The following is a 23,717-nucleotide window of genomic DNA, read 5'->3' as shown; positions in this document are numbered from 1 at the left end:
CCGGTGCGTTCTCGCAACCGGACGGGAACGTCGTCCGGAGCGGCGACGGAGAGTGCGGGGCGCGTCAGGCGGTGGAGTCGCGGCGCCCCAGACGGACCGCGTCGGCCTGCACGGCTCGCAGCACCTGGACCACGCGGTCCGGGAGATCAGCATCGATCCGGAGCGTCGGGATCGACACACTGACCGCGTAGGGCACGGCGGCGTCGACATCGAGCGCAACCGCCCAGCACTCGATGCCGTCGGCGTTCTCACCCCGGTCGATCGCGTACCCCTGCGATCGCGTCTGCCGGAGGTCGACGAAGAGATCCTCGCGCTCCACCAGAGTCGCGTCGGTCAGACGCGGGAGCGGACGCGGCAGGAGCTCGTCGATCGCCTCGTCGGAGAGCGTCGCCAGCATCGCCTTGCCGAGCGCGGTCGCGTGAGCAGGCAGCCTGCGCCCGATCGCCGAGAACATCCGCAGCGGATGCGTCGACTCCCGCTTGGCGAGGTAGAGCACGTCCGCGCCGTCGAGGCAGGCCAGGTGGACCGTCTCGCCGATCGACGCGAGGACCTGGTCGAGGAGGACGCCCGCCCGTGACGCGACGAAGTCGGTGTCGGCGTACGCCGTGCCGAGGACCAGAGACCGGGGACCGAGCGCGAAGGCCCCGCCGGCCTCGACGAGCCAGCCACGCGACTCCATGGTCCGCAGGATCCCGAGCATCGTGCTCTTGGGGACCTCGAGCTCCCGCGCGACCTCGCTGAGCGCGTACGGGCGACGGGTCGTCGCGAGCAGCTCGAGCACGTCGAGCGAACGGTCGACGGCGCGCACCCGACCAGCAGCGGCCCTTGCTTCGGACATCACGGACTCCCGTACCGCTTGACAGACGGATCAACCCGCGGTTAACAATGCAGGCGTTCGATATTCTGCCACTCGTTCAGCATTCTGAACAGACCCGAAGGGATCGCCGTGCAATCCGAGCTCTCCACCCGCCTCCGCCCTGCCGACGAGTGCGTCTTCGATGCCGTCGCTCTCGGCGAGGTCATGCTCCGGCTCGACCCCGGGGAGAGCAGGATCCGCACGGCTCGCAGCTTCGAGGTGCGCGAGGGCGGCGGCGAGTACAACGTCGTCCGCGGGCTTCGACGGGTCTTCGGGCACCGCACGGCGGTGGTGACCGCGCTGGTCGACAACGAGGTGGGGCACCTCGTCGAGTCCCTGATCGAGGGCGGCGGCGTGTCCACCGACCACCTCGTCTGGACACCTGACGACGGCATCGGACGCACGGTCCGCAACGGGCTCAACTTCACCGAGCGCGGGTTCGGGGTCAGGGGCGCCCTCGGCGTGTCCGACCGCGGCAGCACGGCGGCATCGCAGCTCCGGGCGGACGCGGTCGACTGGGATCACCTGTTCGGGGACCTCGGCGTACGCATCCTCCACACCGGAGGGATCTACGCCGGGCTCTCCTCCTCGACGCCTGAGGTGCTGGAGGCGGCGATGTCGTCGGCACGGCGCCACGGGACCGTGGTCTCCTACGACCTGAACTACCGACCCAGCCTCTGGCGCTCGATCGGTGGCCAGGAGCGCGCGCGCGAGGTCAACCGCAGCCTCGCGCAGCACGTCGACATCATGCTCGGGAACGAGGAGGACTTCACGGCAGCACTCGGCTTCGAGGTGCCGGGCGGCGACCCGACGCTGCAGGACCTGGATGCCGACCGCTTCGCGCGCATGATCGAGAAGGTCACGAGCGAGCTCGACCACCTCTCGGTCGTCGCCACGACGCTGCGGTCGGTCCGCACGGCCACCGTCAACGACTGGGGTGCGATCGCCTGGTCGCGCGCGGGATTCGTTCGTGCGACCCAACGGGACGGCCTCGAGATCCTCGACCGCGTGGGCGGGGGTGACTCCTTCGCCTCCGGTCTTCTCCACGGCCTGCTCGACGGCGCGGACCTCGAACGTGCCGTCGAGCTCGGCGCAGCCCACGGCGCCCTCGCCATGACCACGCCGGGCGACACCTCGATGGCCACCGCTGCGGAGGTCGATCGTCTGGCGGCCGGGGGTGGCGCTCGCGTCATCCGCTGACGCACTCGACCGGCGAGGCGGTGCGGGGCGCCCTACTGTCGGGACATGGGGGGCCTCTACGCGGTCAGCGACATCCACGGGCATCTCGAGGTGCTGGTCGCGACACTGCACGCGAACGGACTGACCGACGCCGACGGACACTGGACCGGAGGCGATGCGCGTCTGTGGTTCCTCGGGGACTACGTCGACCGCGGTCCCGACGGACTCGCCGTGATCGAGCTCGCGATGCGGCTCGAGGACGAGGCGGCGGCCGCCGGCGGGAGCGCGACCGCGCTGCTCGGCAACCACGAGATCCTGCTCCTCGGCACCCAGCGCTACGGCGAGACGGAGATCCCGTCGGACCCCCGCTTCAACTTCGCGGTGAACTGGATCCACAACGGCGGCGTCATCACCGATCTCGAGGGCCTCACCGAGGAGCACCTCGACTGGCTGACGACCCGCGACGTGATCGCCTCGGTCGACGGGCACCTGCTGATGCACTCCGACACGACGGGCTACCTGCTGTGGGCCGACGAGGTGGACCAGATCAACGCCGCCGTGCGCGCCGAGCTCCACATGCCCGACCTGGAGACCTGGTGGGAGGCCTGGACGCGGCTGACGCACCGCTACGCCTTCAGCGGCGAGGACGGGCACGAGGTCGCCCGCACCATGCTCGCGACGCTCGGCGGGAACGACATCGTCCACGGGCACACCATCGGCGCGACGCTGCGCGGCGGCGGCGTCACCGCGCACGACGAGCCGGTCCGGTACGCCGGCGGCCTCGTGCTCGACATCGACGGCGGGATCTACCTCGGCGGACCCTGCCAGCTCGTGCGCCTGGACACGCAGGAGCCGCCCGGGCTGGTCCCGGACGGCTCCCGCTGAGCCACCTGGCCGCCGTCGCGCGTCAGGTGGCGATCGCCGCGAGCACCCGCTCTCAGCCGAGCAGCCCCTCGCTCTCGAGGTAGTCGCGCGCCACGTCGGCGGGCTTCTCCCGGTCCACGTCGACCCGGGCGTTCAGCTCGGCCAGGTCCTCGGTCGTCAGGCTCGCCGACAGCTCGTTCAGGGACGTGGCCGCATCCTGGTTGGTCGTCAGCCACTCGCTGTTGACCGCCGGGATGAGGTTCTGGGCGGGCTGGAGACCCTGGTCGTCCTCCAGCAGGACGAGACCGTCGTCCTCCAGGGACCCGTCGGTCGTCGCGACCTGCACGACCTGGACCTCGCCGTTCTGGGCCGCCTGCTTGCCCTCCGGGCTGCCGAAGCCGAGCGGCACGACCTCGGCGATGTCGATCCCGTACACCGACTCCAGACCCTTCGCGCAGTCCTGACGGTCCTTGCAGTCCGGTGCGGCCGCGAGCTTCACGGTCTCGCCCGACTCGCCGAGGTCGGACAGCGTCGCGAGCGAGAGCTGGTCGGCGTACTCCTGGGTGACGGCGTAGGCGTTCTGGTCGGTCGCCTCCGCCGGCTCCAGCAGCGTGATGCCGACGTCGGCCGCGAGCGTCGCAACCTCGTCGTACGTCGCCTGCACGTTGTTGTCGGTGATCGGGTCGGCATCCGGGCCGAAGGCCTCGGTGTTGAGGTAGTCGCCGATGCCCGAGAGGTACTCAGGGGCGACCTGGACGTCGTTGCTCGACAGCTGGTCGATGTAGATCGGCCGGGTGTCGACGAGCTTCTGCGTCACCTCGTAGCCGTCGTCGGCGAGGACCTGGGCGTACAGCTCCGCCAGGATCTGCATCTCGGTGAAGTTCTGGCCCGAGATCGTGACCGGGCCGAGCGACTCGTCGCCGCCGCTCCCGCCCTCGTCGTCGGATCCGCAACCCGCCAGGGCGACCAGCGCGGCGGCGCCGGCCACAGCCAGCGCGGTCCGGGCACGCGCACGTCCGCGACGTGCGCGCCGGGTGAACAGTGACATGGAATCCCCTCGTCTCACGGCCGACCGGCCGCATCGATGGACAACGACTCGTCCTCGCTCAGACCATCATGGCGTGACCCACTGACGTTCCGCAGGGGGTCGACCCGGCGCTCGATCAGCGCGAGCACACCCTCGGCCACCAGGGCCCCCAGCGCGATCAGCAGCGCACCCGCGACGACGTAGCTCTCGTTGTTGGTCGCGAAGCCGTAGGTGATCGTGTTGCCCAGCCCCGGCCCCGCGACCAGCGCCGCGATCGTCGCGGTCGCCCAGATCTGCACCACGGCCAGCCTGACCCCGTTCGCGACCAGGCGCGCCGCCAGCGGAAGCTCGGCGCCCCAGAACACCTGCCACCCGCTCATGCCCTGCCCGCGCGCCGCCTCGGTGATCTCCGGATCGACCTCCCGCACCCCCACGTACGCGTTGGTGATCACCGGCGGCAGCCCGAACAGCACCAGCGCGATCAGCGTCGCGAGGCCCGCACGGCCGTACCAGCCGAGCTCGGAGCTCCCGACCGGCCCGAGCGAGAGCAGGCCGAGCACCGCGAAGACCGGGACCGCGCGGCCGACGTTCGACACGTTGATCGCGAACGTGCCCCCGCGTCCGCGGTGCCCGAGCCACAGTCCGAGCGGGAGCCCGACCAGCATCACCGCGAGCAGCGCCGTGACCGTCAGCAGGACCTGCTCGAGCATCTGCACACCGAAACCGTCGTTGCCGCTCCACGCCGCCGGGTCGAGCAGCAGGCCGAAGGCCTCCACGATGTCGTTCACGACGACCTCCTGCTCCACGGGGTGAGCAGCCACCCGACGCCCACGACGACGAGGTCGAAGACCACCGCGAGCAGCACGCACAGGACGCTCGTCGTCAGCACCTGGGCCTTGAACGTGTCGTCGATGCCGGTCGCCAGCATGTTGCCGAGCCCGCCGTACGACACGATCGTCCCGAGCGTCACCATCGCGACGGTCGAGACCGTCGCGACCCGCAGACCCGCGACGATCACCGGCACCGCGATCGGCATCTCGATCCGCGCGAGCATCCGGGTGGTGGAGTAGCCGAGGCCGCGCGCCGCCTCGTGGACCTCGTCGGGCACGCCGTCCAGGCCCGCCAGCACGTTGCGGACCAGGATCGACAGCGAGTAGAGACCGAGACCGACGACGACGGTCGCGGCGCTCAGCCCCGTCCACGGCACGAGCAGCGCGAACAGCGCCAGCGACGGGATCGTGTAGACGATCGTGGTCCCCGACAGCAGCGCGGCGCGCCAGCGCGGCCGGTTGCGCGCCGCGATCGCCAGCACCAGCGCGAGCACCAGGCCGAGCACCACCGACGCGGCCGTCAGGGCGATATGCTGGACGGTCGCCTCGCGCAGCTCGGGCGCGTAGTCGACGACGTAGTCCCAGCACAGCCAGTCGTTGACGGTGCGCGCGTAGCACGGCGGCCCGGTGTCGGTCGCCGTGCTGAGCGCGGCGCCGAACGCGGCTACAGTCACGACATGCACCGTAGCGAGGACGCGGCCATCGTGCTCGACGCCGTCGGCAAGCGCTACCCGGACGGCACCACCGCCGTGGGGTCGCTGTCGCTGACGGTGCCGCGCGGCGAGCTGGTGGCGCTGGTCGGGCCGTCGGGCTGCGGGAAGTCGACGACGCTGAAGATGATCAACCGGCTGATCGAGCCGACGTCCGGCCGGATCGTGATCGACGGCCAGGACGTGACGAAGGCCGACCCGGTCGCACTACGCCGCGGCATCGGCTACGTGATCCAGAACGTCGGCCTGTTCCCGCACCAGACGATCCGCGACAACGTCGCCACCGTCCCGTCTCTGCTCGGCTGGAAGCGCCGCCGGGCGCGCGAGCGGGTCGACGAGCTGCTCGACCTCGTGGGACTGGAGCCCGAGACGTTCGGCGACCGCTACCCCCACCAGCTCTCCGGCGGGCAGCGCCAGCGCGTCGGCGTCGCCCGCGCGCTCGCCGCCGATCCGCCGGTGCTGCTGATGGACGAGCCCTTCGGCGCCGTCGACCCGGTGGTCCGGGACCGTCTCCAGGACGAGTTCGGGCGGCTGCAGGACACGCTGGGCAAGACGGTCGTGTTCGTGACGCACGACATCGACGAGGCCGTACGCCTGGGTGACCGCGTCGCGGTGCTGGCCGGCGGCGGCGACCTGCGTCAGTACGACTCCCCCGCCGTCGTCCTCGGCGACCCGGCCGACGACTTCGTCGCGCAGTTCGTCGGGTCCGAGCGCGGGCTCCGCCGGCTCGCCGTCACGCCGATCGAGGCGGAGGACCTGGAGGACCCGCCGGTCGTCCGGGCGACGTCGGCCGAGTCCGCCGCCGCGGCGGCGATGGACCGCGCCGACCTGCCGTACGCGCTGGTGGTCGACGCCGAGGACCGGCTCCGGGGCTGGGTGCACCACGAGCAGCTCCGGGACCGTACCGACGTCCGGCCGCGGCGGATGGAGGCGTACGTCGGGCGGGACGCCTCGCTGAAGGAAGCACTCTCGGTCATGCTGCGCTACGACGCCGGCTGGGTCGCCGTGCTGGACGACGACGGCCGGCTGCTCGGCGTCCTGACGCCGGAGTCGCTGCACGCCGCCCTGCGTCGCTCGATCCGGACCACCGAGCCGCTCCCGCTGCCCGACGCCGGCTGAGAGCAGAGGTCTCGATCGCTCGCTGCGCTCGCGCCTCGACCAGCGGAGCCTCCGCTCGCGCCTCGACCAGCGGGGCCTGCGCTCGCGCCTCGACCAGCGGGGCCTGCGCTCGCGCCTCGACCAGCGGAGCCTCCGCTCGCGCCTCGACCAGCGGAGCCTCCGCTCGCGCCTCGACCAGCGGAGCCTCCGCTCGCGCCTCGACCTGCGTCTGGCGGCGAGCGGTCAGGCCTCCTTGGCCTCGGGCATCTCCTCGTCGCCGCTGTCGTCGTCCGCCTCACGGGCCGTCGGCGACTCCCAGCCGAGCAGGTCGACGATGGTCGGCATCTCGGCGCCCTCCCAGAGCACCATCGACGACAGGTCCGGGACCTCCGCGTCGCTGCGCGCCCGCTCGACCTCACGCTCCAGGTCGGCGCGCTTCGCGTCGGACTCCTCCGCCCGCGCCTCGGCGAGCCGCAGCGTGCCGTTCAGCTCGACGATCCGCTTCGTGGTCTCGGCCAGCGTGTCGTTGACCGCCGCGACGAACTCCATGTTCTCGCGGGTGCGGTCGACCGTCATGTCGCGGTACGCCTGCGCCTGGACCGCGCGGTCCTGATACCACGCGCGGCGGGTCGCCATCACCTCGTTCGCGACGATCCGTGCCGCGACGACGCCGACGACGACCGCCGTGATCGACGACGCGATCAGGATCGCCGTGGAGGCCGTGACCACGGCGACGGCGACGAAGGCGGCGGAAGCGGCGAGCAGCAGGCTCGCGGCGAGCAGGCGCGCAGAGCGCTGGCGGCGTCGAACGGTCGGCATGGTGAGAACAGTACGTCACCCGGCACCGGTGTCCGGCGACCGACATTCCATCGTGACCGAAAGGGAATGTCGTTGCCACCCGAGGTCGGACTCCGTGCCGCACCTCACGTCGGGCACCGGCAGGCCTCACGCCTGCTCGGCGCCGTCCGGATCGTCGTCGGACGGCACCTCGCAGGCACGTTCGAGGGCCAGGGCCGCCACCACCACCAGCACGGCGGCCACGGCGGCGACACCGGCCTTGATCGCACGCTCGCGCGGCCCGTCGATCTCGAGGTCACCCAGGAACGCGATCGCGAAACCGACGTAGTAGCCGGCGATCAGGGAGCCCACGATCGCCGACGCCTTCGCGAGCGCGAGCAGCCTCAGCGCCAGGCTCGACTGCATCGTGCGCCGGTCGCGGTGCAGCGCGTCGTACGTCGCCCAGGCGGTCGCACCGAGCACGGCAGCGAGGAAGACCAGCGTCCCCGCCGCCACCCAGGACACCGTCGGCACGGTCGCGTCGCGCCACTCCAGGAACGGGCGCACGCTGCGCCCGACCGCGAGGCCGATCACCGCGAAGACGGCCAGCCCGACGGCCGAGGTCCGTCGCAGGGGTCGGCGTGCCATGTCTCAGACGAGGATCTCGAGGTCCTCGCGTCGCTTCACCCCGGCGGTGTCGAGACCCTGGACGAGGTCGGCGACGAACCCCTTGCCCGGGATCTCGCCCTCCAGGTCGAGCTCCATCCACGGCACGAGGACGAACGCACGCTCGTGCGCCCGCGGGTGCGGCAGCGTCAGCCGGTCGTCGGACGCGACCCGGCTCCCCACGACGATCAGGTCGACGTCGAGCGTGCGCGGGGCGTTCTGGTCCTCCGTGCGCTCCCGGCCGAACGCGTCCTCGATCGCCTGGCAGCGGTCCAGCAGGGTGTGCACCGTGAGGGTCGTGTCGATCAGGACGACGGCGTTCAGGAAGTCCCGCGAGCCCGGCGGAGCTCCGACGGGGACCGTCTCGTACACGCTGGAGACGGACACGACCGTGACCTCGGGGGTGTCGGCCAGCGCCGCCACCGCGCCCTGCACGTTGTTGATCCGCTCGCCGAGGTTGGACCCGACCGAGACCACAGCCTGACGGATCGGACGCATGCCACCGGTCATCGTGTCGGTGTCGGGTGCGTGCGGGTTGGGCGTCTCGGTCACGAACGACTCCGCTCTATCGTCACGGCGACGTCGGAGAACGTCACCGGAATCGGTGCATGGGGCTTGTGGACCGTCACGCTCGCCCACCGTACGACCTGGTACGCGAAGCACAGGTCGATGACTCGCTGAGCAAGCGTCTCGATCAGATCCACGGGCGCGGCCGCCACGGCGTCCCGCACCTCTTCGGACAACGTACCGTAGTGGACTGTCGCGCTTAAGTCGCCGGTCTCGGCGGCGGGGGCCAGATCGAGACCCAGCACGACGTCGACGACGAAGCGCTGACCCTGCTCCCGCTCCGCGGGCAGGACGCCGTGGTAGCCGTACGTCTCGATGCCGGTGACGGCGATCCGGTCCAGGCCCGTGGGCACCGTGCCGACCGGGGGCGCGACCGCCCGGTTGACTCCCGCTGTCATGTCACTCCTCCCCGTCCACGACCGGACCCGCGTGGTGGGACAGGAGCCTCCACCCGCCGGGTGTGGAGACCAGCACGTCGCTGGCGACGCCGCGGCCGCCGGTGAAGACCGCCTCCGTCTCGGCGCCGGCCTCCGCCAGCACGTTCTCGGTGCAGGTCACCACCGCCACGTCCCCGCGTCGCCGCACCACGACGTCGGTGAGGATGAACTGCACGTAGCCGACCTGCGCCATCAGCATCGCCCACGACCGTACGATCGCCGCCGTGCCGTTGACCGGCTCGGCGCCGGGGAAGATGCAGACGGTGTCCTCCCCCGGGAGCCACAGCGACTCCATCAGGTCGAGGTCGCCGGTCTCGATCGCGTCGTAGAGCGCCTGGTGGGTCGCGAGGATCCCCCGCTCGAGCGCTGCCTCAGCCATCGCGCCACCGCTCCGCCACCCGCACGGCGTCCGCGCTGGGGCCGACGTCGTGGACCCGGACGCACCAGGCGCCCTCGGCCGCGACGAGCGCGCTCAGCGCGGCGGTCGCGTCGTCGCGCTCCAGGGGCGGGCGCGCGCCGGCGTCGTCGGCGAGCAGGTCGCCGAGGAACCGCTTGCGCGAGGTCGCCACCAGCAACGGATACCCCAGGTCGGCGAACGCGTCGAGCCGGCGCAGGACGTTCCAGTTCTGGTCGCCGCCCTTGGAGAACCCGATCCCGGGATCCACGATCACCTGCTCCGGGCGCACGCCCGCCGCCAGCGCCGCCTCCACGGACGCCGCCAGCTCCGCGACCACGTCCGGCACCAGGTCGGCATAGCGGGTCAGGTCCTCGCCGAGCATCCCCGCGGAGTGCCCGCGCCAGTGCATCACGACGTACGAGACTCCGCTCACGGCCGCGACCTCACGGATCCGCGGGTCGGCCAGGCCGCCCGAGACGTCGTTGAGCACACGTGCACCCGCCTCGATCGCGCGCTCGGCGACCTCGGCGCGCATCGTGTCGACCGACACCACGACGCCCTCGGCCGCCAGCGCGCGCACCACCGGCTCGACCCTCGCCAGCTCGGTCGCGGCGTCGACCCGCTCCGCACCGGGACGGGTGGACTCGCCTCCGACGTCCACGACGTCCGCTCCGGCCTCGACGAGCGCGAGCCCGTGCCGGATCGCGGAGTCGGCGTCCAGCCAGCGCCCCCCGTCGGAGAACGAGTCCGGCGTGACGTTCACGACGCCCATCACCTGGCACCGGCCCACGGCCGGCAGGAGCGCGGCGTCACGCCGGGCGAACACTCACTGCCCCTTGATCAGAGCCATCGCCTCGGCCCGCGTGGCCGGGTCCCTCAGCTGGCCTCGGACGGCGCTGGTGATCGTCTTCGCTCCGGGCTTGCGCACCCCGCGCATCGTCATGCAGAGATGCTCGGCCTCGAGCTGGACGATCACGCCCACCGGGTTCAGGGCGTTGCTGAGCGCGTCCGCGATCTGGGTGGTCAGCCGCTCCTGCACCTGCGGGCGGCGCGCGTACACGTCGACCAGCCGCGCGAGCTTCGACAACCCGACCACCCGGCCGTCGGTCGCCGGGATGTAGCCGACGTGCGCGACACCGGTGAACGGCACCAGGTGGTGCTCGCACATCGACCACAGCTCGATGTCCTTGACCAGGATCATCTCGTCGTGGTCGACCGCGAAGGTGCGCGACAGGGCCTCGTCGGGGTCCTGGCGCATGCCCGCGAAGATCTCGCGGTACGCCCGCGCGACCCGAGCCGGGGTGTCCCGCAGGCCGTCGCGCTCCGGGTCGTCGCCGATCGCCGCGAGCAGCTCACGGACGGCGGCCTCCGCGCGTACGGCGTCGAACTCGCCGAGCGCCACGTCAGCCGATCCCCGGGCTCGGCGGCTCCGACGAGCCCCCGACCTGACCGGATCCCGGGCCGTGGACGTCCTCGCCGCCGGCGCCGGGAGCGAGCACGATCGTGCCCTCCTCGTCGTCGGCCTGCGGCTGGGCCGTCCCGTTGATCTCCTTGGGGCTGGTGACCGGCGGGAGCTCGGAGGGGCGCCGCTGGTCCGAGCCCGTCCACGCCGGGCGGACCGGGCGGAGCGTCAGCGCCGAGAAGATCTCGGCGACCTCGGACTTGTCCAGCGTCTCCTTCTCCAGCAGCGCCAGCACCAGCTCGTCGAGGACGTGGCGGTTCTCGACCAGGATGTCGAAGGCCTCCTGGTGCGCGATCGCGATGAAGTTCTTGACCTCCTCGTCGACGATCGCGGCGATCTCCTCGGAGTAGTTGCGGGCGTGCCCGATGTCGCGCCCGAGGAACGGCTGGGAGTCGTTCTCACCGAGCCGCACGGCGCCGATCCGCTCCGTCATGCCGTACTGGGTGACCATCGCGCGGGCGAGGTTCGTCGCCTTCTCGATGTCGTTGGCCGCGCCGGTCGTCGGGTTGTGGAACACCAGCTCCTCCGCGGCCCGGCCACCGAGCATGTACGCGAGCTTGTCGAGCATCTCCGCGCGGGTCTGGGAGTACTTGTCCTCGTCCGGCAGCACCATCGTGTAGCCGAGGGCGCGGCCGCGCGGCAGGATCGTGATCTTGTGTACGGGATCGCTGCCGGGCAGCGCAGCAGCCACGAGCGCGTGCCCGCCCTCGTGGTACGCGGTGATCTTGCGCTCGTGCTCGCTCATCAGACGGGTCCGCTTCTGCGGGCCCGCGACGACGCGGTCGATCGCCTCGTCGAGCGTCTGGTTGTCGATCAGCGCCTGGTCGCTGCGCGCGGTCAGCAGCGCGGCCTCGTTGAGCACGTTGGCGAGGTCCGCACCGGAGAACCCGGGCGTGCGGCGGGCGACCGACTCGAGGTCGACGCCCTCGGCGAGCGGCTTGCCCCGGGAGTGCACCTGGAGGATCGTCAGGCGGCCCTTGAGGTCCGGCGCCTCGACCCCGATCTGGCGGTCGAAGCGGCCGGGGCGCAGCAGCGCCGGGTCGAGGACGTCGGGGCGGTTGGTCGCGGCGATCAGGATCACGCCGCCACGGACGTCGAAGCCGTCCATCTCGACGAGCAGCTGGTTGAGGGTCTGCTCGCGCTCGTCGTGGCCACCGCCCATGCCGGTGCCACGGTGCCGACCGACGGCGTCGATCTCGTCGATGAAGACGATGGCCGGGGCGTTCTCCTTCGCCTGCTCGAACAGGTCCCGGACCCGGCTCGCACCCACGCCCACGAACATCTCGACGAAGTCGGAGCCGGAGATCGAGTAGAACGGGACGCCCGCCTCACCGGCGACGGCACGCGCGAGCAGCGTCTTGCCGGTGCCGGGCGGGCCGTACAGCAGCACGCCCTTGGGGATCTTCGCGCCGACGGCCTGGAACTTCTGCGGCTCGGCGAGGAACTCCTTGATCTCACCGAGCTCCTCGACCGCCTCGTCCGCGCCGGCGACGTCGGCGAACGTGGTCTGCGGCGTGTCCTTGCTGATCAGCTTCGCCTTCGACTTGGCGAACTGCATCACGCGGCCGCCGCCACCCTGCATGCTGTTCATCAGGAAGATGAACAGCAGGAAGATCAGCGCGAACGGCAGCAGGAGACCGAGCAGGTTGCCCAGGAAGCTGGGCTGCGGGATCTGGACGTCGTAGGACTTGAGGTCCTTGTCGGCGTAGGCCTGGTCGGCCTGCTCGATCAGCTGGTTGGCCTGCTGGTTGCTCAGCCAGTGCGCACGGGCCTTCGTGTCGTCGTCGAGGGTCACGCGGACCTCGTTGTCGCCGGCGCCGATGAACGTGGCCTCCGAGACCTTGCCCTGGTCGAAGTAGCGCACCATGGTCGCTGTCTCGACCTCGTCGTACCCGTTGTTGGAGGAGACGAACTGGAGCAGCGCGAGGACCGCGACGACACTGATGATGATCCAGAGCCACGGGCCCTTGAAGATGCGTTTGAGGTCCATGATCCGAGGCGGCGCCTCGCTCCTTTTGCGTGCGAACGGGTACGAGGAACGACGGTACACGGCGCAGCCATGCCCGCGGGCACGCGTCCGCGTACGTCTCCCAGTGGTTTCAACGGTTCGGACGGGGGCGGTGTTCCCGGGGGTCTCGACAGGCTCGACCGGCGAAGGTCGGCTCGACCGGCGGAGGGTCGGCTCGACCGGCGGAGGGTCGGGTCGACCGGCGGAGGGTCGGGTCGACCGGCGGAGGGTCGGCTCAGCTGTAGACGTGCGGCGCGAGCGTGGCGATCTGGCGCAGGTTGCGATAGCGCTCGTCGTAGTCCAGCCCGTACCCCACGACGAAGGCGTTCGGGATGTCGAACCCGACGTAGCGCACGTCGACCGCCATCTGGAGCGCATCGGGCTTGCGCAGCAGCGCGCAGATCTCGACCGAGGCCGGCTTGCGGGAGCGCAGGTTGGACGTCAGCCACGACAGCGTCAGGCCGGAGTCGATGATGTCCTCGACGATCAGGACGTGCCGTCCGGTCAGGTCGGCGTCGAGGTCCTTGAGGATCCGCACCACACCGGACGACGTCGTGCCCGATCCGTAGGACGAGACGGCCATCCAGTCCATCTCGACGTCGCGGTCCAGCGCACGCGCCAGGTCCGCCATCACCATCACGGCGCCCTTGAGGACACCGACGAGGAGCAGGTCCTGCCCTTCGTAGTCCCGGCGGATCTCGGCGGCCATCTCGGCCAGCCGGTCGGCGATCTGCTGCTCGGTCAGAAACGTCTGGTCGACGGCGAGGTCACCCTCGATCTGCGAAGCGTCCACCCCCGAAGCGTCGCACAACGCACGCGGCGGCGCCGCGTACGGGTCCCGGACGCCGGGCGGATCACGCGGGCGGTCGTACGAGGTGGAGCGCGCCGGCGCAGCGCCGGACCACCACGCCGCCGGGAAGCGTCGGCCCGTCCTGGCCGTGCCAGTCGGTGACGAGCGCCTCGCACCCCAGCACGTGGTCGCGCGTCAGCGCACCGGCCGGCGTGCCGGCGCCGACCAGCCAGACCCGCAGCACCCGGGTGCGCAGCGCGGGAGGCGCCGACACCAGCGCTTCCACGTCGACCGTCGTGTCCGGGCGCACGGCCGTACGGGCGAGGACGGCGGCGAGCCCGTCGAGCAGGTCGGCGTCGGCCCGCGACTGGTCGGCGGTCCGCGCCAGCGCGGCGGCGATGCCCGGCCCGAGGGCGTCCTCCAGCACCGGCAGCACCTGGCGACGGACCCGCACCCGCGCGTACGCCGGGTCGGCGTTGTGCGGGTCGTCCCACCAGCTCAGGCCGGCGAGCACGCAGATCCGCTCGGTCTCGGCCCGGCTCAGCGCCAGCAGCGGCCTCCGCCAGCGGCCGGCCACCGGCGCGATCCCGGCGAGCGAGCGCGTCCCCGAGCCACGAGCGAGGCCGAGGAGCACCGTCTCGGCCTGGTCGTCACGGGTGTGCGCGAGCAGGATCGCTGCGGCACCGCGCTGGTCGGCCACCGTCTCGAGCGCGGCACGGCGGGCTTCGCGCGCAGCAGCCTCGGGGCCTCCCGAGGCACCGACCTCGACCCGCCGTACGAGCACGTCGGCGATCCCGAGCCCCCCGACGGCCTCCGCCGCGCGTCGCGCCACCGCCCCGGACCCGTCCTGGAGGCCGTGGTCGACGACCACCGCGACCGGGCGGTGCCCGGCGCGCGGCGCCGCGAACGCAGCGAGGCAGGCGAGCGCGAGCGAGTCGGCTCCGCCGGAGACGCCGAGAACGACCGGCGATCCGGCGGGAAGGTCGCTCAGGGCACGCTCGACGGCGCGCCGCCCGCGCGCGACCAGCGGGTCGAGGCGACGACCGTCAGCCGTGGACACGCCTCACCCAGCGGTCCGGATCCTCGATCTCCTCGGCCGACGGGAGGTTCTCGGGTCCGGCCCACACGGCGTCGAACGCGGCACGCCCGGCCTTCTTCTCCACCGCCCGGACGAACGCGGCACCGTCGCGGTACTGCTTCATCTTGGCGTCGAGGCCGAGCACCTGCCGCAGCAGCCGGTCGACCAGGCCCTCGCCCTTGCGCCGCTGGTCGAACTTGCGCCGGATCGCCTTGACCGACGGGATCACCGACGGCCCCACGCCGTCCATCACGACGTCGGCATGACCCTCCAGGAGCGACATCACGCCGGTGATCCGGGCGACCGCGGCGCGCTGGGCGTCGTTCTGCATCAGCTCGACGAGCGACACCTTCTCGCCGCGCGCGATCCGACCGGCGGCACGTCCGACCTCCGACAGCGAGCGCGCGACGCCCTCGCTGTCGACCTCGGTCGCCTCCACCAGCTCGGCGACCAGCGACTCGATGTGCGGGCGCATCCACGGCACGGCGGTGAACTGCACGCGGTGGGTCTCCTCGTGGAGGCAGACCCACAGGCGGAAGTCGTCCGGATCGACGTCGAGGGTCCGCTCGACGTGCAGGACGTTCGGAGCCACCAGCATCAGCCGCCCGGCCACGGGCGCGTCCGGCGTCGCGCTCGCCGTCGCCGGTGTGAAGAACGGGTCGAACTGGCCGAGCACCTTCGTCGACATGAACGCCAGGGCGGCGCCGACCTCGGCGCCGGTGACCCGCGAGCCCACGCCGCGCGCGACCGGACCCGGTGTCTGGCCCTTCTCCTCCGCGGCGTCGGAGACCTTCGCGAGCAACGGCGCGAGGATCGAGGAGAACGCCGCGACGTTGGCGGCGATCCACCCCGGGCGGTCGACGACGAGCACCGGCGCGGTCGCCGAGCTCGCCTCCAGGCCGGTGAACTCGCGCACCGGTCCCTCCGAGCGAGCAGCACCGGCGCGCAGCGCGTCGACCACCTCCGCGGCCTCGCCCGGCTCGGCGTCGGGGCCCGACTTGACCAGCCGTACGGCCGTGGCGAGGGCGAAGTCCCAGTCGATCAGCGTGGCTGCCATGCCGACGAGCCTACGTGGCCGCGCGAGGTCAGCCCGGACTGCACGCGCAGGCGCTGAGCCGGGCGGCGATGCGGTCGAGGTTCGCTCGCGCGGCCAGGGTCTGCGGGAGCCTGACCCGGTCGGCGAGCGCCACGAACGCCACGGGGGTCCCGCCGGCGTCGACGGTGATGCCCGCCAGCCCGTGCACCCCGCTCAACGTCCCGGTCTTCGCTCGGACCTCCCCGAGCCCCGGATCGGTGCCGGGGGCGGTGAACCGCGCGGCGAGCGACCCGTTGAACCCGGCGACCGGATAGCGGTCGAAGAGGTCCGAGCCGATCACGATCGCGCTCAGCAGGGCACCCACGGTGATCCGGTTGTCGCGGGAGAGCCCGCTCCCGTCGCGCATCCGCACCCCCGTCCAGTCGATCCCGGCCGCCGTGAGGGTGTCCCGGACCGCCGCGACCCCGCCTGCGAACGAGGCCGGCTCCCCTGCCGCGATCGCGACCTGGCGGAGCAGGACCTCCGCGCCCTCGTTGTCGCTGGTCTCAAGCACGGACTGGACGATCTCCGCGACGGTGCCCGACTCGACGGACGCCAGCTCCGTGGAGTCCTCGGGCGCGGAGCGGGGCCTCGGCGTGCCGCTGACGGCGATCCCGTGGGCCCGCAGCCGGGCCGCGAAGACCTGGGCGGCCTGAGCCGCCGGGTCGGCCACGCGCCGCCAGTCGTCCTCGCCCTGGTCGACCCACAGCGCGCTCACGGGCGAGGTGACGAAGCTCGTGATGTAGCCGGGCTCCCAGGTCGGGTTGACCGCCGGGCCGGTGAACAGCGACGCGTCGTACCCCATCCGGACCCGCCCGACGCCGTCAGCACGCAGGCCGGCCGCGGTCTGCTCGGCGAGGTCGTCCAGGGAGGCCTGCGTCGGATAGGACGTCCGGGCCTCGGCGTCGCCACGGTCGGTGAGGTACGGGTCGCCGCCGCCGACCAGCACGATCCGGGCGGTGCCCGACGCGGTCGGCGGCGACCCGGTCGCGTCGGTCGCGGACGACGCGGTGGGCGCGAGCGTCGGGGTCGACGTCGGCGCCGTGGTCGCCGTCGGCTCCGCAGGACCGCCGACGTCGCTCCGCACGACGGTCGTCCGGAACCGCGCGTCGGGGCCGATCGCCCGCATCGCCGCGAGCGACGTGAGGATCTTCTGGGTCGACGCGGGCACGTACGAGCCGGACTCCGACGCCCAGACCTGCTCGCCGGTCCCCAGGTCCGCGACCGCGAAGCCGACGTGGTTGCCCATCGCCTTGCGGCCGAGCAGGCCGGCGACGGCCCTGCGGACCGATCCCGCGTCGAGCCCGGCACCCGAGGCGACGGGCAGCACCTGCTCGACGACGGGCCCGTCGGGCACCGCCGGGTCCAGGGCCGGGAGCACCTCGGCGGTCTCGCACTCGCCGGTGCAGCGCCAGCGGTCGAACGCACCGCCCTCGTACGCCACCGCGCCGCCCGCAGCGACCAGGGCCACGACGGCGAGGAGGATCACCAGGACCGTGCGGATGCCGCCGCGGTCGCTGCGCCGGGCGGTCACGCGCGCACCTCCGCGCACTCCGACCCGTACGCACCGTCGTCGACGACGAGCGGAGACCCGCGGTGCAGCAGCCGCCAGTGGTCCGTGGCAGGGCCGAGGTCGTGGCCTCGTCGCAACCGTGCGACGACGAGGTTCCGCAGGCCCTCGGACGCCTCCGCGACGACCTCGGCGCCCGTGACGGGATAGGCCCCGGCGCCGCGCAGGCGGTACCGGGTCGTGACCAGGACGAAGCACTGAGCGTCCCCCACCTCAGTGCCGCCGTGGCGGACCGACACCACACGCTGCCCGAGCGGGCGGGCCAGGTCGAGGTCGTACGTCAGCGCGGCGTCGAGGCCGTGGACGACGTCGAGGTCGAAGTCGGCCCGGCCGGCGGGTCGGTCGGGACCGGGGGCGTTCGTGAGGGTGTCGGGGTGGTGCGGTCCGGCCGAGCTGGTCGCGGCGAAGAACCCCGCCGCCTGCTCGAGGTGCTCCCGCAGCCGACGTCCGTCGACGAGCACGGCGACGGGTCGGTGGTCGTGGGGACACAGGGCGTCGACGTGGCGCCGCAGCACGGCCCCGGCCGGCAGGACGGCCGTACGGCTGGGCGGGGCGGTGGCGCACAGCAGCGGCAGGTGGTCCAGCCCGACGTCGCGCAGAGGTCGCCGGACCCCGTCGGCCGCCGCGTGCGCGAGCAGGTCGACCGACGCCGACGGACGGTAGCGCGCCTCGACCGCATCGATCGTCCGGGCCACCTGGCCGACGACCTCGGCGCCGCGTCGTCGGGCCCCGACGTGCTCCGCAGCGACGGCCTCGACCACGTCCGGGTACTCGGGCACCGCGGCCGTGTCGAGCAGCGTCGACCGTGCGCTCACCAGGTGCCACCGCCGGTCGGAACCGTACCGAAGCCCGACGTCGACCCGTCCGACCCGCATCCCCCAGCACAACGGCTGGGTGACGAGGACCTCCCGCCCGGTCCCGGGCTGCACGACCCGCCGCTCGGCGACCTCGACGTGGGAGTGCCCGGCGACCACGACGTCCACGCCCGCGACCTCGCGCGCCAGGCGGAGCGCGACGTTCTCGCCGGCCGCGGCCTCGGCGTCGTCGTGCTCGACGCCCGAGTGGATCAGGACGACCACCACGTCGGCCCCGCGATCACGCGCCTCGTCGACCAGCGCCGGCGCCTCGGCCACGGGGTCGTCGATCCGCAGACCGCGCTCGGCCGCGTGCGCGACCACGACCCGCGCTGCGGTCGTCAGACCGACCACGCCGACCCGTACCGGCGGGCGGGCGGCCTCGACGACCACGTCGCGCAGCAGCACCGCTCCGAGGAGCCGCTCGCCCGTCGGCTCGGCCCGGACGTTGCCGGCGAGGATCGGCGCCTCGAGCTGCCGCGCGAACGCCTGCAGCGCGTCCACGCCGTCGTCCAGGTCGTGGTTCCCGAGTGCGACGGCGTCGTAGCCGATCAGGTTCATCGCCGCCGCCACCGGGTGGGTGGGCTGCTCGGTGCCGGCGACCCGCGCAGAGTCCGCAGCATCCAGCGCACCGCCCTGGAGCAGGTCCCCGGCATCCAGCACCATCGCCACGCTGGTCTCCGCCCGGACTCCGTCGACCACGGACGCCACCTTCGCGAGGCCGATCCCGTGCCCGAGCGCATCGGCGTACGGCGCGTCCGCGGCGTAGTCGAAGTGGCGGACCTGGCCGTGCAGGTCGGTCGTCGCCAGCAGGGTCGTCGTCGCGGTCGGGCCGGTCATCGTTCCCCCCGCACGCAGGCAGGCGTACCGTGGAGATGCAGAGGCGCCCCGGTGGGTGTCGTCGCCAGATCGGCGTGCCGGAGCAGGTTGTTGCGTCCGTCACACCGCAGGACCCCGTACGCGAGAACTCCGTCCACGTACGAGAGACTAGCGAGGGTCGTCAGCGCCCCGACGGGCGTCCACGCACCGCACCGCACGAGCCAACGGAGGAAATGTGCTGGAGTTCGACGTCACGGTCGAGATCCCCAAGGGCGTACGCAACAAGTACGAGGTCGACCACAAGTCCGGTCGGATCCGACTCGACCGCACGCTCTTCACCTCGACCCAGTACCCGGCCGACTACGGCTTCATCGAGAACAGCCTCGGCCAGGACGGCGACCCGCTGGACGCGCTCGTGCTGCTCTCCGAGCCGACCTTCCCCGGCTGCCTGATCCGCGCGCGAACGATCGGGATGTTCCGGATGACCGACGAGGCCGGCGGCGACGACAAGGTGCTGTGCGTGCCGGTCGACGACCCGCGCCAGGAGCACCTGCAGGACATCCGGCACGTGCCGGAGTTCGACCGGCTCGAGATCCAGCACTTCTTCGAGGTCTACAAGGACCTCGAGCCCGGCAAGTCCGTCGAGGGCGCGGAGTGGGTCGGCCGTCGCGAGGCCGAGGACGAGGTCGAGGCGTCGTTCAAGCGGTTCGAGGTCGAGGGCTACGGCGACCACTGAGCCGCCGCGCTGAGCGGTGGCCGTCGGGCTGAGGCTGGCCGAGCGCCAGCGCCGACGCCTCAGGCACCCAGCTCGGTGACTCGGACCCCGTCGAACTTGCGGAAGTCGCGGTCGAACGTCACCACTCTCGCCCCGAGCGCGGTGGCGGTCGCCGCGACGTAGACATCCGTCACGAGATTCGCTGACGCGCCAGAGGCACGCGCGATGCGCGCGAACTCCCGCAACGCCCGGACGTCTCCGGAATACGTCAGGTACGTCGGCTGCCGCATGACGGTCTCGGCAAACCTCCACGCTTGGGCAAAGGTCGCCGGAACCGGGAACACCCGGCGGTTCGTCACGATCCGTGCGAACGCGACCCAGATCAGGTCCGGGACCGTGACCGGCTCACCCGAACGCGCCGAATCACTCCACCACGCCGTGGCGACGTCATGGTGGGGATGGTCCGGCCGGTAGAGCGCGAGAAGGACATTGGCATCGACAACGTTCATCGGCGCAAGTCCAGGCGCGGAGTGACGTCGTCATCCGCCGCGTCGGCGATCGAGGCGTTGCTGCTCGGGTCGATTCCTGCGGCCAGACCCGTGCCACCCTCGAAGACGGGCAGTCGCACCTCGGCGACCGGGACGGGCTGCGCGAGGTAGCGGCGGAGCGAGTCCTCGACGATCTCGCCCAGAGTCGCGTCGCGTTCGCGTGCTCGAGCCTTCGCCAACTCAAGCAAGCGATCGTCGATCGTCACCGTCGTACGCATGTGATGACGTTAGCATCGCACGCGGTGCATCACGTGCATCACACTCGTCGACCAGCGGAGCCGAATCCGGTCGAGGGGACTCCGCCGGCGCCGCGATCAGACGCGGGCCGCGAGGTCCGGGAGGGTCCAGGCGTTGACCGGGACCACCTGGACGTTCTTGCCGGGACGCGGCGCCTCGATCATCCAGCCGTCCCCGAGGTAGAGCGCGACGTGGTAGATCGAGCTCGGACCCCCGCGGCTCCAGAACAGCAGGTCGCCCCGCCGCGCGTCGGACAGCGCGATCGGCGTCGAGACGGCGTACTGGGCGCCGCTGAAGTGCGGGAGTGACCGCCCGCCGGCCTGCCAAGCCCGCATGGTGAGCCCCGAGCAGTCCCAGATGTCCGGTCCGGCGCCCGCCCAGACGTACGGCTCGCCGACCTGCTCCATCGCGTACGCGATCGCGGCCTCGACGCCCTTGCGACGCTTCGGCGGATCCGCGGCCGGCGCCGGCACCGGCTCCGGGAGGGGTGCCGCGTCGCCGCCGGGGTCAGGAGCGGGCTGCGCCGGCGTCGCCTGGCCGGGATCCGGCAGGTCAGGCGACGCGGCCGCGGCCTGGGCCTCCTGCGCCAGCTGCTCGAGCGCCCGCTGGCGCCGACGAGCGAGCTGCACGGAGATCCCCTCGGCGTGGGCGACGTCGCGCATCGCCTGGTCCCGCTCCTGCGCCAACGCCTCACGGGCCTGCTCGGCGGCCTTCACCGCCGCGGCGGCGTCACGCTTCGCCTGCGCGGACTCCGCCGCTCGCGCACGCTGGTCGACGAGAGCGGCGTCGGCCTTGGTCTGCATCGTGCGGGCCACCGTGCGGGCCGACGCGTACCGGGCGAGCGCGGCCTCGCTCGCCTCCGTCATCGTGCTGTAGGCGCTGATCCCGTCGAGCAGCGTCTCCGGTCCGCCGCCTCCGATCACCACCCGGAGGTTCTCGTACGGCGCCTGCCCGTCGAGCCCCGCGAGCACGAGGCGCTCGAGCGCGATCCGCTGCTCCTCGACGGACGCAGCGGCGGACTCGGCGTCGGCCGTCGCCTTCGCGGCGGCGCTGCGCGCGCGACGCAGCTCGTACATCGCGCCGTTGTAGGCCTCGGCGGCCGCCGCGGCGTCGGCCTCCAGGGTCTCCACACGCGATGTCGCGGCGTCGAGCCGGTCGCGGATCGCGTCGGCGTCGCCGGCAGCGGCCTGGGCGTTGCGGCGGGCCTGGTCGACCTCGGCCTGGCTGGGCGTGCCCGGCGGGTCGTTCGGGGCGGCGACGGCGTGGGTGGTCGGGACGCAGAGCGCAGCACCGCAGGCCGCGGCCGCGAGCCGCGACGCCGTGATGCGCCAGGCCGTACCCACCGCTCCCCTTCCACTCACGACGGTCCGCAGAACCGCCGGTCGGAACCGCCCGGGCGGAGCCGGGCTCTCTGCGCACACTACGTCAGTGCGGCGTCCACCACGCCCCGAGCGGCGGATTGGACCTCCGCCAGGTGGTCGGCGCCCCGGAAGGACTCGGCGTAGATCTTGTAGACGTCCTCGGTCCCCGACGGCCGGGCAGCGAACCACGCCGACTCCGTCGTGACCTTCAGCCCGCCGATCGCGGCGCCGTTGCCCGGGGCCTCGGTGAGCACCGACGTGATCGGCTCTCCGACGAGCTCGGTGGCCGTGATCGCGTCGGCCGACAGCGCGCCGAGCCTCTTCTTCTGCTCGCGGGTCGCCGGGGAGTCGACCCGGGCGTACGCGGGGTCGCCGTGCTGCGCGGTCAGGCCCGCGTAGTGCTGGCTCGCCGAACGACCGGTCACCGCCTGGATCTCGGCCGCCAGCAGGGCCAGGATGATCCCGTCCTTGTCGGTCGTCCACACCGACCCGTCGCGGCGCAGGAACGACGCGCCCGCGCTCTCCTCGCCGCCGAACACCGCGGACCCGCCGATCAGCGGGTCGACGAACCACTTGAACCCGACCGGCACCTCGTACAGCGTCCGGCCCGCGGCCGCGACCACCCGGTCGATCATGCTCGACGACACCACGGTCTTGCCGACGGCGGCGCCGGCGTCGAAGTCGCGGTGCTCGAGGAGGTAGGTGATGGCGACGGCGAGGTAGTGGTTCGGGTTCATCAGGCCGGCGTCCGGCGTGACGATGCCGTGCCGGTCGGCGTCGGCGTCGTTGCCGGTCGCCACGTCGTAGCGGTCGCGCTGCGCGACCAGCGACGCCATCGCGTACGGCGAGGAGCAGTCCATCCGGATCTTGCCGTCGTGGTCGAGCGTCATGAACGCCCACCGCGGATCGACGGTGTCGTTGACGACGCTCAGGTCCAGTCCGTACCGCTCGCCGATCCGGCCCCAGTAGGCGACCGACGCACCCCCGAGCGGGTCGGCACCGATCCGTACGCCGGCCCGCGCGACCGCCTCGAGGTCCAGGATCGAGCCCAGGTCGTCGACGTAGTGGGTGAGGAAGTCGTACGAGCCGACCGTCTCGCGGACCTCGTCGGTGCTCGCGCGCTTCACCCCCCGCAGGCCGTCGCGGAGCAACGCGTTGGCGCGGTCCTGGATGGGGCCGGTGACGTCCGAGCCGGCCGGGCCGCCGTGCGGCGGGTTGTACTTGAAGCCGCCGTCGCGCGGCGGGTTGTGCGACGGGGTGATCACGATCCCGTCGACCTGTCCGTGCTGTCCGAGACCGTTCAGGCGCAGGATGGCGTGCGAGACCGCCGGGGTGGGCGTGTAGCCGTCCTCGGCGTCGACCAGCGTCACGACGCCGTTGCCGACGAGCACCTCGAGCGCGCTGCGCCACGCCGGGAGCGAGAGCGCGTGCGTGTCGCGTCCGACCAGCAGCGGCCCGTCGATCCCGGCGGCAGTCCGGTGATCGACGATCGCTTGGGTCGTGGCCAGGATGTGCGCCTCGTTGAACGCACCGTCGAGGCTCGAGCCGCGGTGCCCGCTCGTGCCGAACGCCACCTGCTGGGCGGGGTCGTCCGGGTCGGGCCGCACGTCGTAGTACGCCGCCGCGAGTGCGTCGAGGTCGACCAGGTCATCGGGCTGCGCCGGCTGTCCGGCCCGTGGGTGCACCATGGCCTCACCCTAGGCGGGGCGGACCCTCCCCGTCGCGGCGCCGATGAGTTCGTGCGCCCCGAGACGTCGGTACAGCACCACGACCACGACGGCAGGGGCGCACG

25 protein-coding genes are annotated in these 23,717 nt (G+C 72.5%); 4 read left to right on the top strand and 21 right to left on the bottom strand.

Annotated features, from left to right (window positions below; translation table 11 throughout):
- Positions 1-64 precede the first annotated feature (64 nt).
- The gene (locus CLV56_RS11655) at positions 65-838 is read right to left on the bottom strand and encodes an IclR family transcriptional regulator (protein ID WP_039339916.1); all 774 of its coding nucleotides are present in this window, start codon (positions 836-838) and stop codon (positions 65-67) included.
- 108 nt (positions 839-946) lie between these two features.
- Here CLV56_RS11655 and CLV56_RS11650 point away from each other — a divergent pair, with 108 nt between their 5' ends.
- Entirely contained in the window at positions 947-2,056 is a 1,110-nt protein-coding gene (locus CLV56_RS11650) for a sugar kinase (RefSeq protein ID WP_039339918.1), read from the top strand.
- Positions 2,057-2,101: 45 nt separating this feature from the next.
- Positions 2,102-2,920, top strand: a complete 819-nt coding sequence (locus CLV56_RS11645; protein ID WP_039339920.1) for a metallophosphoesterase — start codon at positions 2,102-2,104, stop codon at positions 2,918-2,920.
- Positions 2,921-2,972: 52 nt separating this feature from the next.
- Here CLV56_RS11645 and CLV56_RS11640 read toward each other — a convergent pair whose 3' ends face one another.
- The 3 genes from CLV56_RS11640 to CLV56_RS11630 are packed head-to-tail and all read right to left on the bottom strand — an operon-like array spanning position 2,973 to position 5,430.
- Positions 2,973-3,947 (bottom strand): ABC transporter substrate-binding protein, encoded by a 975-nt coding sequence (locus tag CLV56_RS11640; RefSeq protein WP_039339922.1) that lies wholly within the window; start codon positions 3,945-3,947, stop codon positions 2,973-2,975.
- A gap of 14 nt (positions 3,948-3,961) precedes the next feature.
- Positions 3,962-4,714, bottom strand: coding sequence for an ABC transporter permease (locus CLV56_RS11635; protein ID WP_039340096.1), 753 nt, complete (start codon positions 4,712-4,714; stop codon positions 3,962-3,964).
- Positions 4,711-5,430: an ABC transporter permease gene (locus tag CLV56_RS11630; protein ID WP_039340097.1), complete on the bottom strand. Its 720-nt coding sequence runs from the start codon at positions 5,428-5,430 to the stop codon at positions 4,711-4,713. Before CLV56_RS11630 ends, CLV56_RS11635 begins: the two co-directional genes overlap by 4 nt.
- Before the next feature lie 3 nt (positions 5,431-5,433).
- On the opposite strand from CLV56_RS11630, the gene CLV56_RS11625 reads away from it, so the two are divergent.
- On the top strand, positions 5,434-6,585 hold the full coding sequence (locus CLV56_RS11625) for an ABC transporter ATP-binding protein (RefSeq protein ID WP_039339923.1): 1,152 nt from the start codon (positions 5,434-5,436) through the stop codon (positions 6,583-6,585).
- Positions 6,586-6,807: 222 nt separating this feature from the next.
- Here CLV56_RS11625 and CLV56_RS11620 read toward each other — a convergent pair whose 3' ends face one another.
- The 13 genes from CLV56_RS11620 to CLV56_RS11560 form a co-directional block, all read right to left on the bottom strand.
- Complete coding sequence (locus CLV56_RS11620) at positions 6,808-7,383, bottom strand: hypothetical protein (RefSeq protein WP_039339925.1); 576 nt, start codon at positions 7,381-7,383, stop codon at positions 6,808-6,810.
- Positions 7,384-7,509: 126 nt separating this feature from the next.
- Positions 7,510-7,989, bottom strand: coding sequence for a DUF3180 domain-containing protein (locus CLV56_RS11615; RefSeq protein ID WP_039339927.1), 480 nt, complete (start codon positions 7,987-7,989; stop codon positions 7,510-7,512).
- 3 nt (positions 7,990-7,992) lie between these two features.
- Entirely contained in the window at positions 7,993-8,559 is a 567-nt protein-coding gene (gene folK, locus CLV56_RS11610) for a 2-amino-4-hydroxy-6-hydroxymethyldihydropteridine diphosphokinase (RefSeq protein ID WP_039339929.1), read from the bottom strand.
- Complete coding sequence (folB, locus tag CLV56_RS11605) at positions 8,556-8,972, bottom strand: dihydroneopterin aldolase (protein ID WP_211288049.1); 417 nt, start codon at positions 8,970-8,972, stop codon at positions 8,556-8,558. The genes folK and folB overlap by 4 nt, the downstream gene beginning before the upstream one ends.
- Before the next feature lies 1 nt (position 8,973).
- Positions 8,974-9,390: a nuclear transport factor 2 family protein gene (locus CLV56_RS11600; RefSeq protein WP_039339932.1), complete on the bottom strand. Its 417-nt coding sequence runs from the start codon at positions 9,388-9,390 to the stop codon at positions 8,974-8,976.
- The gene (gene folP, locus CLV56_RS11595; protein ID WP_039339934.1) at positions 9,383-10,234 is read right to left on the bottom strand and encodes a dihydropteroate synthase; all 852 of its coding nucleotides are present in this window, start codon (positions 10,232-10,234) and stop codon (positions 9,383-9,385) included. The genes CLV56_RS11600 and folP overlap by 8 nt, the downstream gene beginning before the upstream one ends.
- Complete coding sequence (gene folE, locus CLV56_RS11590; RefSeq protein ID WP_039339936.1) at positions 10,235-10,810, bottom strand: GTP cyclohydrolase I FolE; 576 nt, start codon at positions 10,808-10,810, stop codon at positions 10,235-10,237.
- A gap of 1 nt (position 10,811) precedes the next feature.
- Complete coding sequence (ftsH, locus tag CLV56_RS11585) at positions 10,812-12,860, bottom strand: ATP-dependent zinc metalloprotease FtsH (RefSeq protein WP_039339937.1); 2,049 nt, start codon at positions 12,858-12,860, stop codon at positions 10,812-10,814.
- A 253-nt stretch (positions 12,861-13,113) separates the two neighbouring features.
- Positions 13,114-13,671 (bottom strand): hypoxanthine phosphoribosyltransferase, encoded by a 558-nt coding sequence (hpt, locus tag CLV56_RS11580; protein WP_039339938.1) that lies wholly within the window; start codon positions 13,669-13,671, stop codon positions 13,114-13,116.
- 61 nt (positions 13,672-13,732) lie between these two features.
- The gene (gene tilS / locus CLV56_RS11575; RefSeq protein WP_039339940.1) at positions 13,733-14,728 is read right to left on the bottom strand and encodes a tRNA lysidine(34) synthetase TilS; all 996 of its coding nucleotides are present in this window, start codon (positions 14,726-14,728) and stop codon (positions 13,733-13,735) included.
- Positions 14,715-15,803 (bottom strand): zinc-dependent metalloprotease, encoded by a 1,089-nt coding sequence (locus CLV56_RS11570; protein WP_100414857.1) that lies wholly within the window; start codon positions 15,801-15,803, stop codon positions 14,715-14,717. Before CLV56_RS11570 ends, tilS begins: the two co-directional genes overlap by 14 nt.
- Positions 15,804-15,831: 28 nt before the next feature.
- Positions 15,832-17,355, bottom strand: a complete 1,524-nt coding sequence (gene dacB, locus CLV56_RS11565) for a D-alanyl-D-alanine carboxypeptidase/D-alanyl-D-alanine endopeptidase (RefSeq protein WP_157805145.1) — start codon at positions 17,353-17,355, stop codon at positions 15,832-15,834.
- On the bottom strand, positions 17,352-19,085 hold the full coding sequence (locus CLV56_RS11560) for a bifunctional metallophosphatase/5'-nucleotidase (protein ID WP_100414855.1): 1,734 nt from the start codon (positions 19,083-19,085) through the stop codon (positions 17,352-17,354). The genes dacB and CLV56_RS11560 overlap by 4 nt, the downstream gene beginning before the upstream one ends.
- Before the next feature lie 217 nt (positions 19,086-19,302).
- On the opposite strand from CLV56_RS11560, the gene CLV56_RS11555 reads away from it, so the two are divergent.
- Complete coding sequence (locus tag CLV56_RS11555; protein WP_039340106.1) at positions 19,303-19,800, top strand: inorganic diphosphatase; 498 nt, start codon at positions 19,303-19,305, stop codon at positions 19,798-19,800.
- A gap of 59 nt (positions 19,801-19,859) precedes the next feature.
- On the opposite strand, the gene CLV56_RS11550 is transcribed toward CLV56_RS11555, so the two are convergent.
- The 4 genes from CLV56_RS11550 to pgm form a co-directional block, all read right to left on the bottom strand.
- A complete protein-coding gene (locus tag CLV56_RS11550; RefSeq protein WP_039339942.1) occupies positions 19,860-20,288 on the bottom strand; it encodes a TA system VapC family ribonuclease toxin in 429 nt (142 codons plus the stop codon).
- Entirely contained in the window at positions 20,285-20,533 is a 249-nt protein-coding gene (locus CLV56_RS11545) for an antitoxin (protein WP_157805144.1), read from the bottom strand. Before CLV56_RS11545 ends, CLV56_RS11550 begins: the two co-directional genes overlap by 4 nt.
- 108 nt (positions 20,534-20,641) lie before the next feature.
- On the bottom strand, positions 20,642-21,907 hold the full coding sequence (locus tag CLV56_RS11540; protein ID WP_100414854.1) for a C40 family peptidase: 1,266 nt from the start codon (positions 21,905-21,907) through the stop codon (positions 20,642-20,644).
- A gap of 77 nt (positions 21,908-21,984) precedes the next feature.
- Entirely contained in the window at positions 21,985-23,613 is a 1,629-nt protein-coding gene (gene pgm / locus CLV56_RS11535) for a phosphoglucomutase (alpha-D-glucose-1,6-bisphosphate-dependent) (protein ID WP_039339946.1), read from the bottom strand.
- Positions 23,614-23,717: the final 104 nt, after the last annotated feature.

Source organism: Mumia flava, from assembly GCF_002797495.1.
In the GTDB taxonomy this organism is placed as follows: domain Bacteria; phylum Actinomycetota; class Actinomycetes; order Propionibacteriales; family Nocardioidaceae; genus Mumia; species Mumia flava.
The sequence above is the reverse complement of the archived record's forward strand: the minus strand, read 5'-3'. Positions and strand labels throughout refer to the sequence as shown.

What these genes read in the sequence shown, in the direction of transcription:
- CLV56_RS11655 (WP_039339916.1), bottom strand. Translation starts at nt 838, where the DNA reads ATGTCCGAAGCAAGGGCCGCTGCTGGTCGGGTGCGCGCCGTCGACCGT.
- CLV56_RS11645 (WP_039339920.1), top strand. Translation starts at nt 2,102, where the DNA reads ATGGGGGGCCTCTACGCGGTCAGCGACATCCACGGGCATCTCGAGGTG.
- CLV56_RS11640 (WP_039339922.1), bottom strand. Translation starts at nt 3,947, where the DNA reads ATGTCACTGTTCACCCGGCGCGCACGTCGCGGACGTGCGCGTGCCCGG.
- CLV56_RS11625 (WP_039339923.1), top strand. Translation starts at nt 5,434, where the DNA reads ATGCACCGTAGCGAGGACGCGGCCATCGTGCTCGACGCCGTCGGCAAG.
- CLV56_RS11620 (WP_039339925.1), bottom strand. Translation starts at nt 7,383, where the DNA reads ATGCCGACCGTTCGACGCCGCCAGCGCTCTGCGCGCCTGCTCGCCGCG.
- CLV56_RS11615 (WP_039339927.1), bottom strand. Translation starts at nt 7,989, where the DNA reads ATGGCACGCCGACCCCTGCGACGGACCTCGGCCGTCGGGCTGGCCGTC.
- folB (WP_211288049.1), bottom strand. Translation starts at nt 8,972, where the DNA reads ATGACAGCGGGAGTCAACCGGGCGGTCGCGCCCCCGGTCGGCACGGTG.
- CLV56_RS11600 (WP_039339932.1), bottom strand. Translation starts at nt 9,390, where the DNA reads ATGGCTGAGGCAGCGCTCGAGCGGGGGATCCTCGCGACCCACCAGGCG.
- ftsH (WP_039339937.1), bottom strand. Translation starts at nt 12,860, where the DNA reads ATGGACCTCAAACGCATCTTCAAGGGCCCGTGGCTCTGGATCATCATC.
- CLV56_RS11570 (WP_100414857.1), bottom strand. Translation starts at nt 15,803, where the DNA reads ATGGCAGCCACGCTGATCGACTGGGACTTCGCCCTCGCCACGGCCGTA.
- CLV56_RS11560 (WP_100414855.1), bottom strand. Translation starts at nt 19,085, where the DNA reads ATGACCGGCCCGACCGCGACGACGACCCTGCTGGCGACGACCGACCTG.
- CLV56_RS11550 (WP_039339942.1), bottom strand. Translation starts at nt 20,288, where the DNA reads ATGAACGTTGTCGATGCCAATGTCCTTCTCGCGCTCTACCGGCCGGAC.
- pgm (WP_039339946.1), bottom strand. Translation starts at nt 23,613, where the DNA reads ATGGTGCACCCACGGGCCGGACAGCCGGCGCAGCCCGATGACCTGGTC.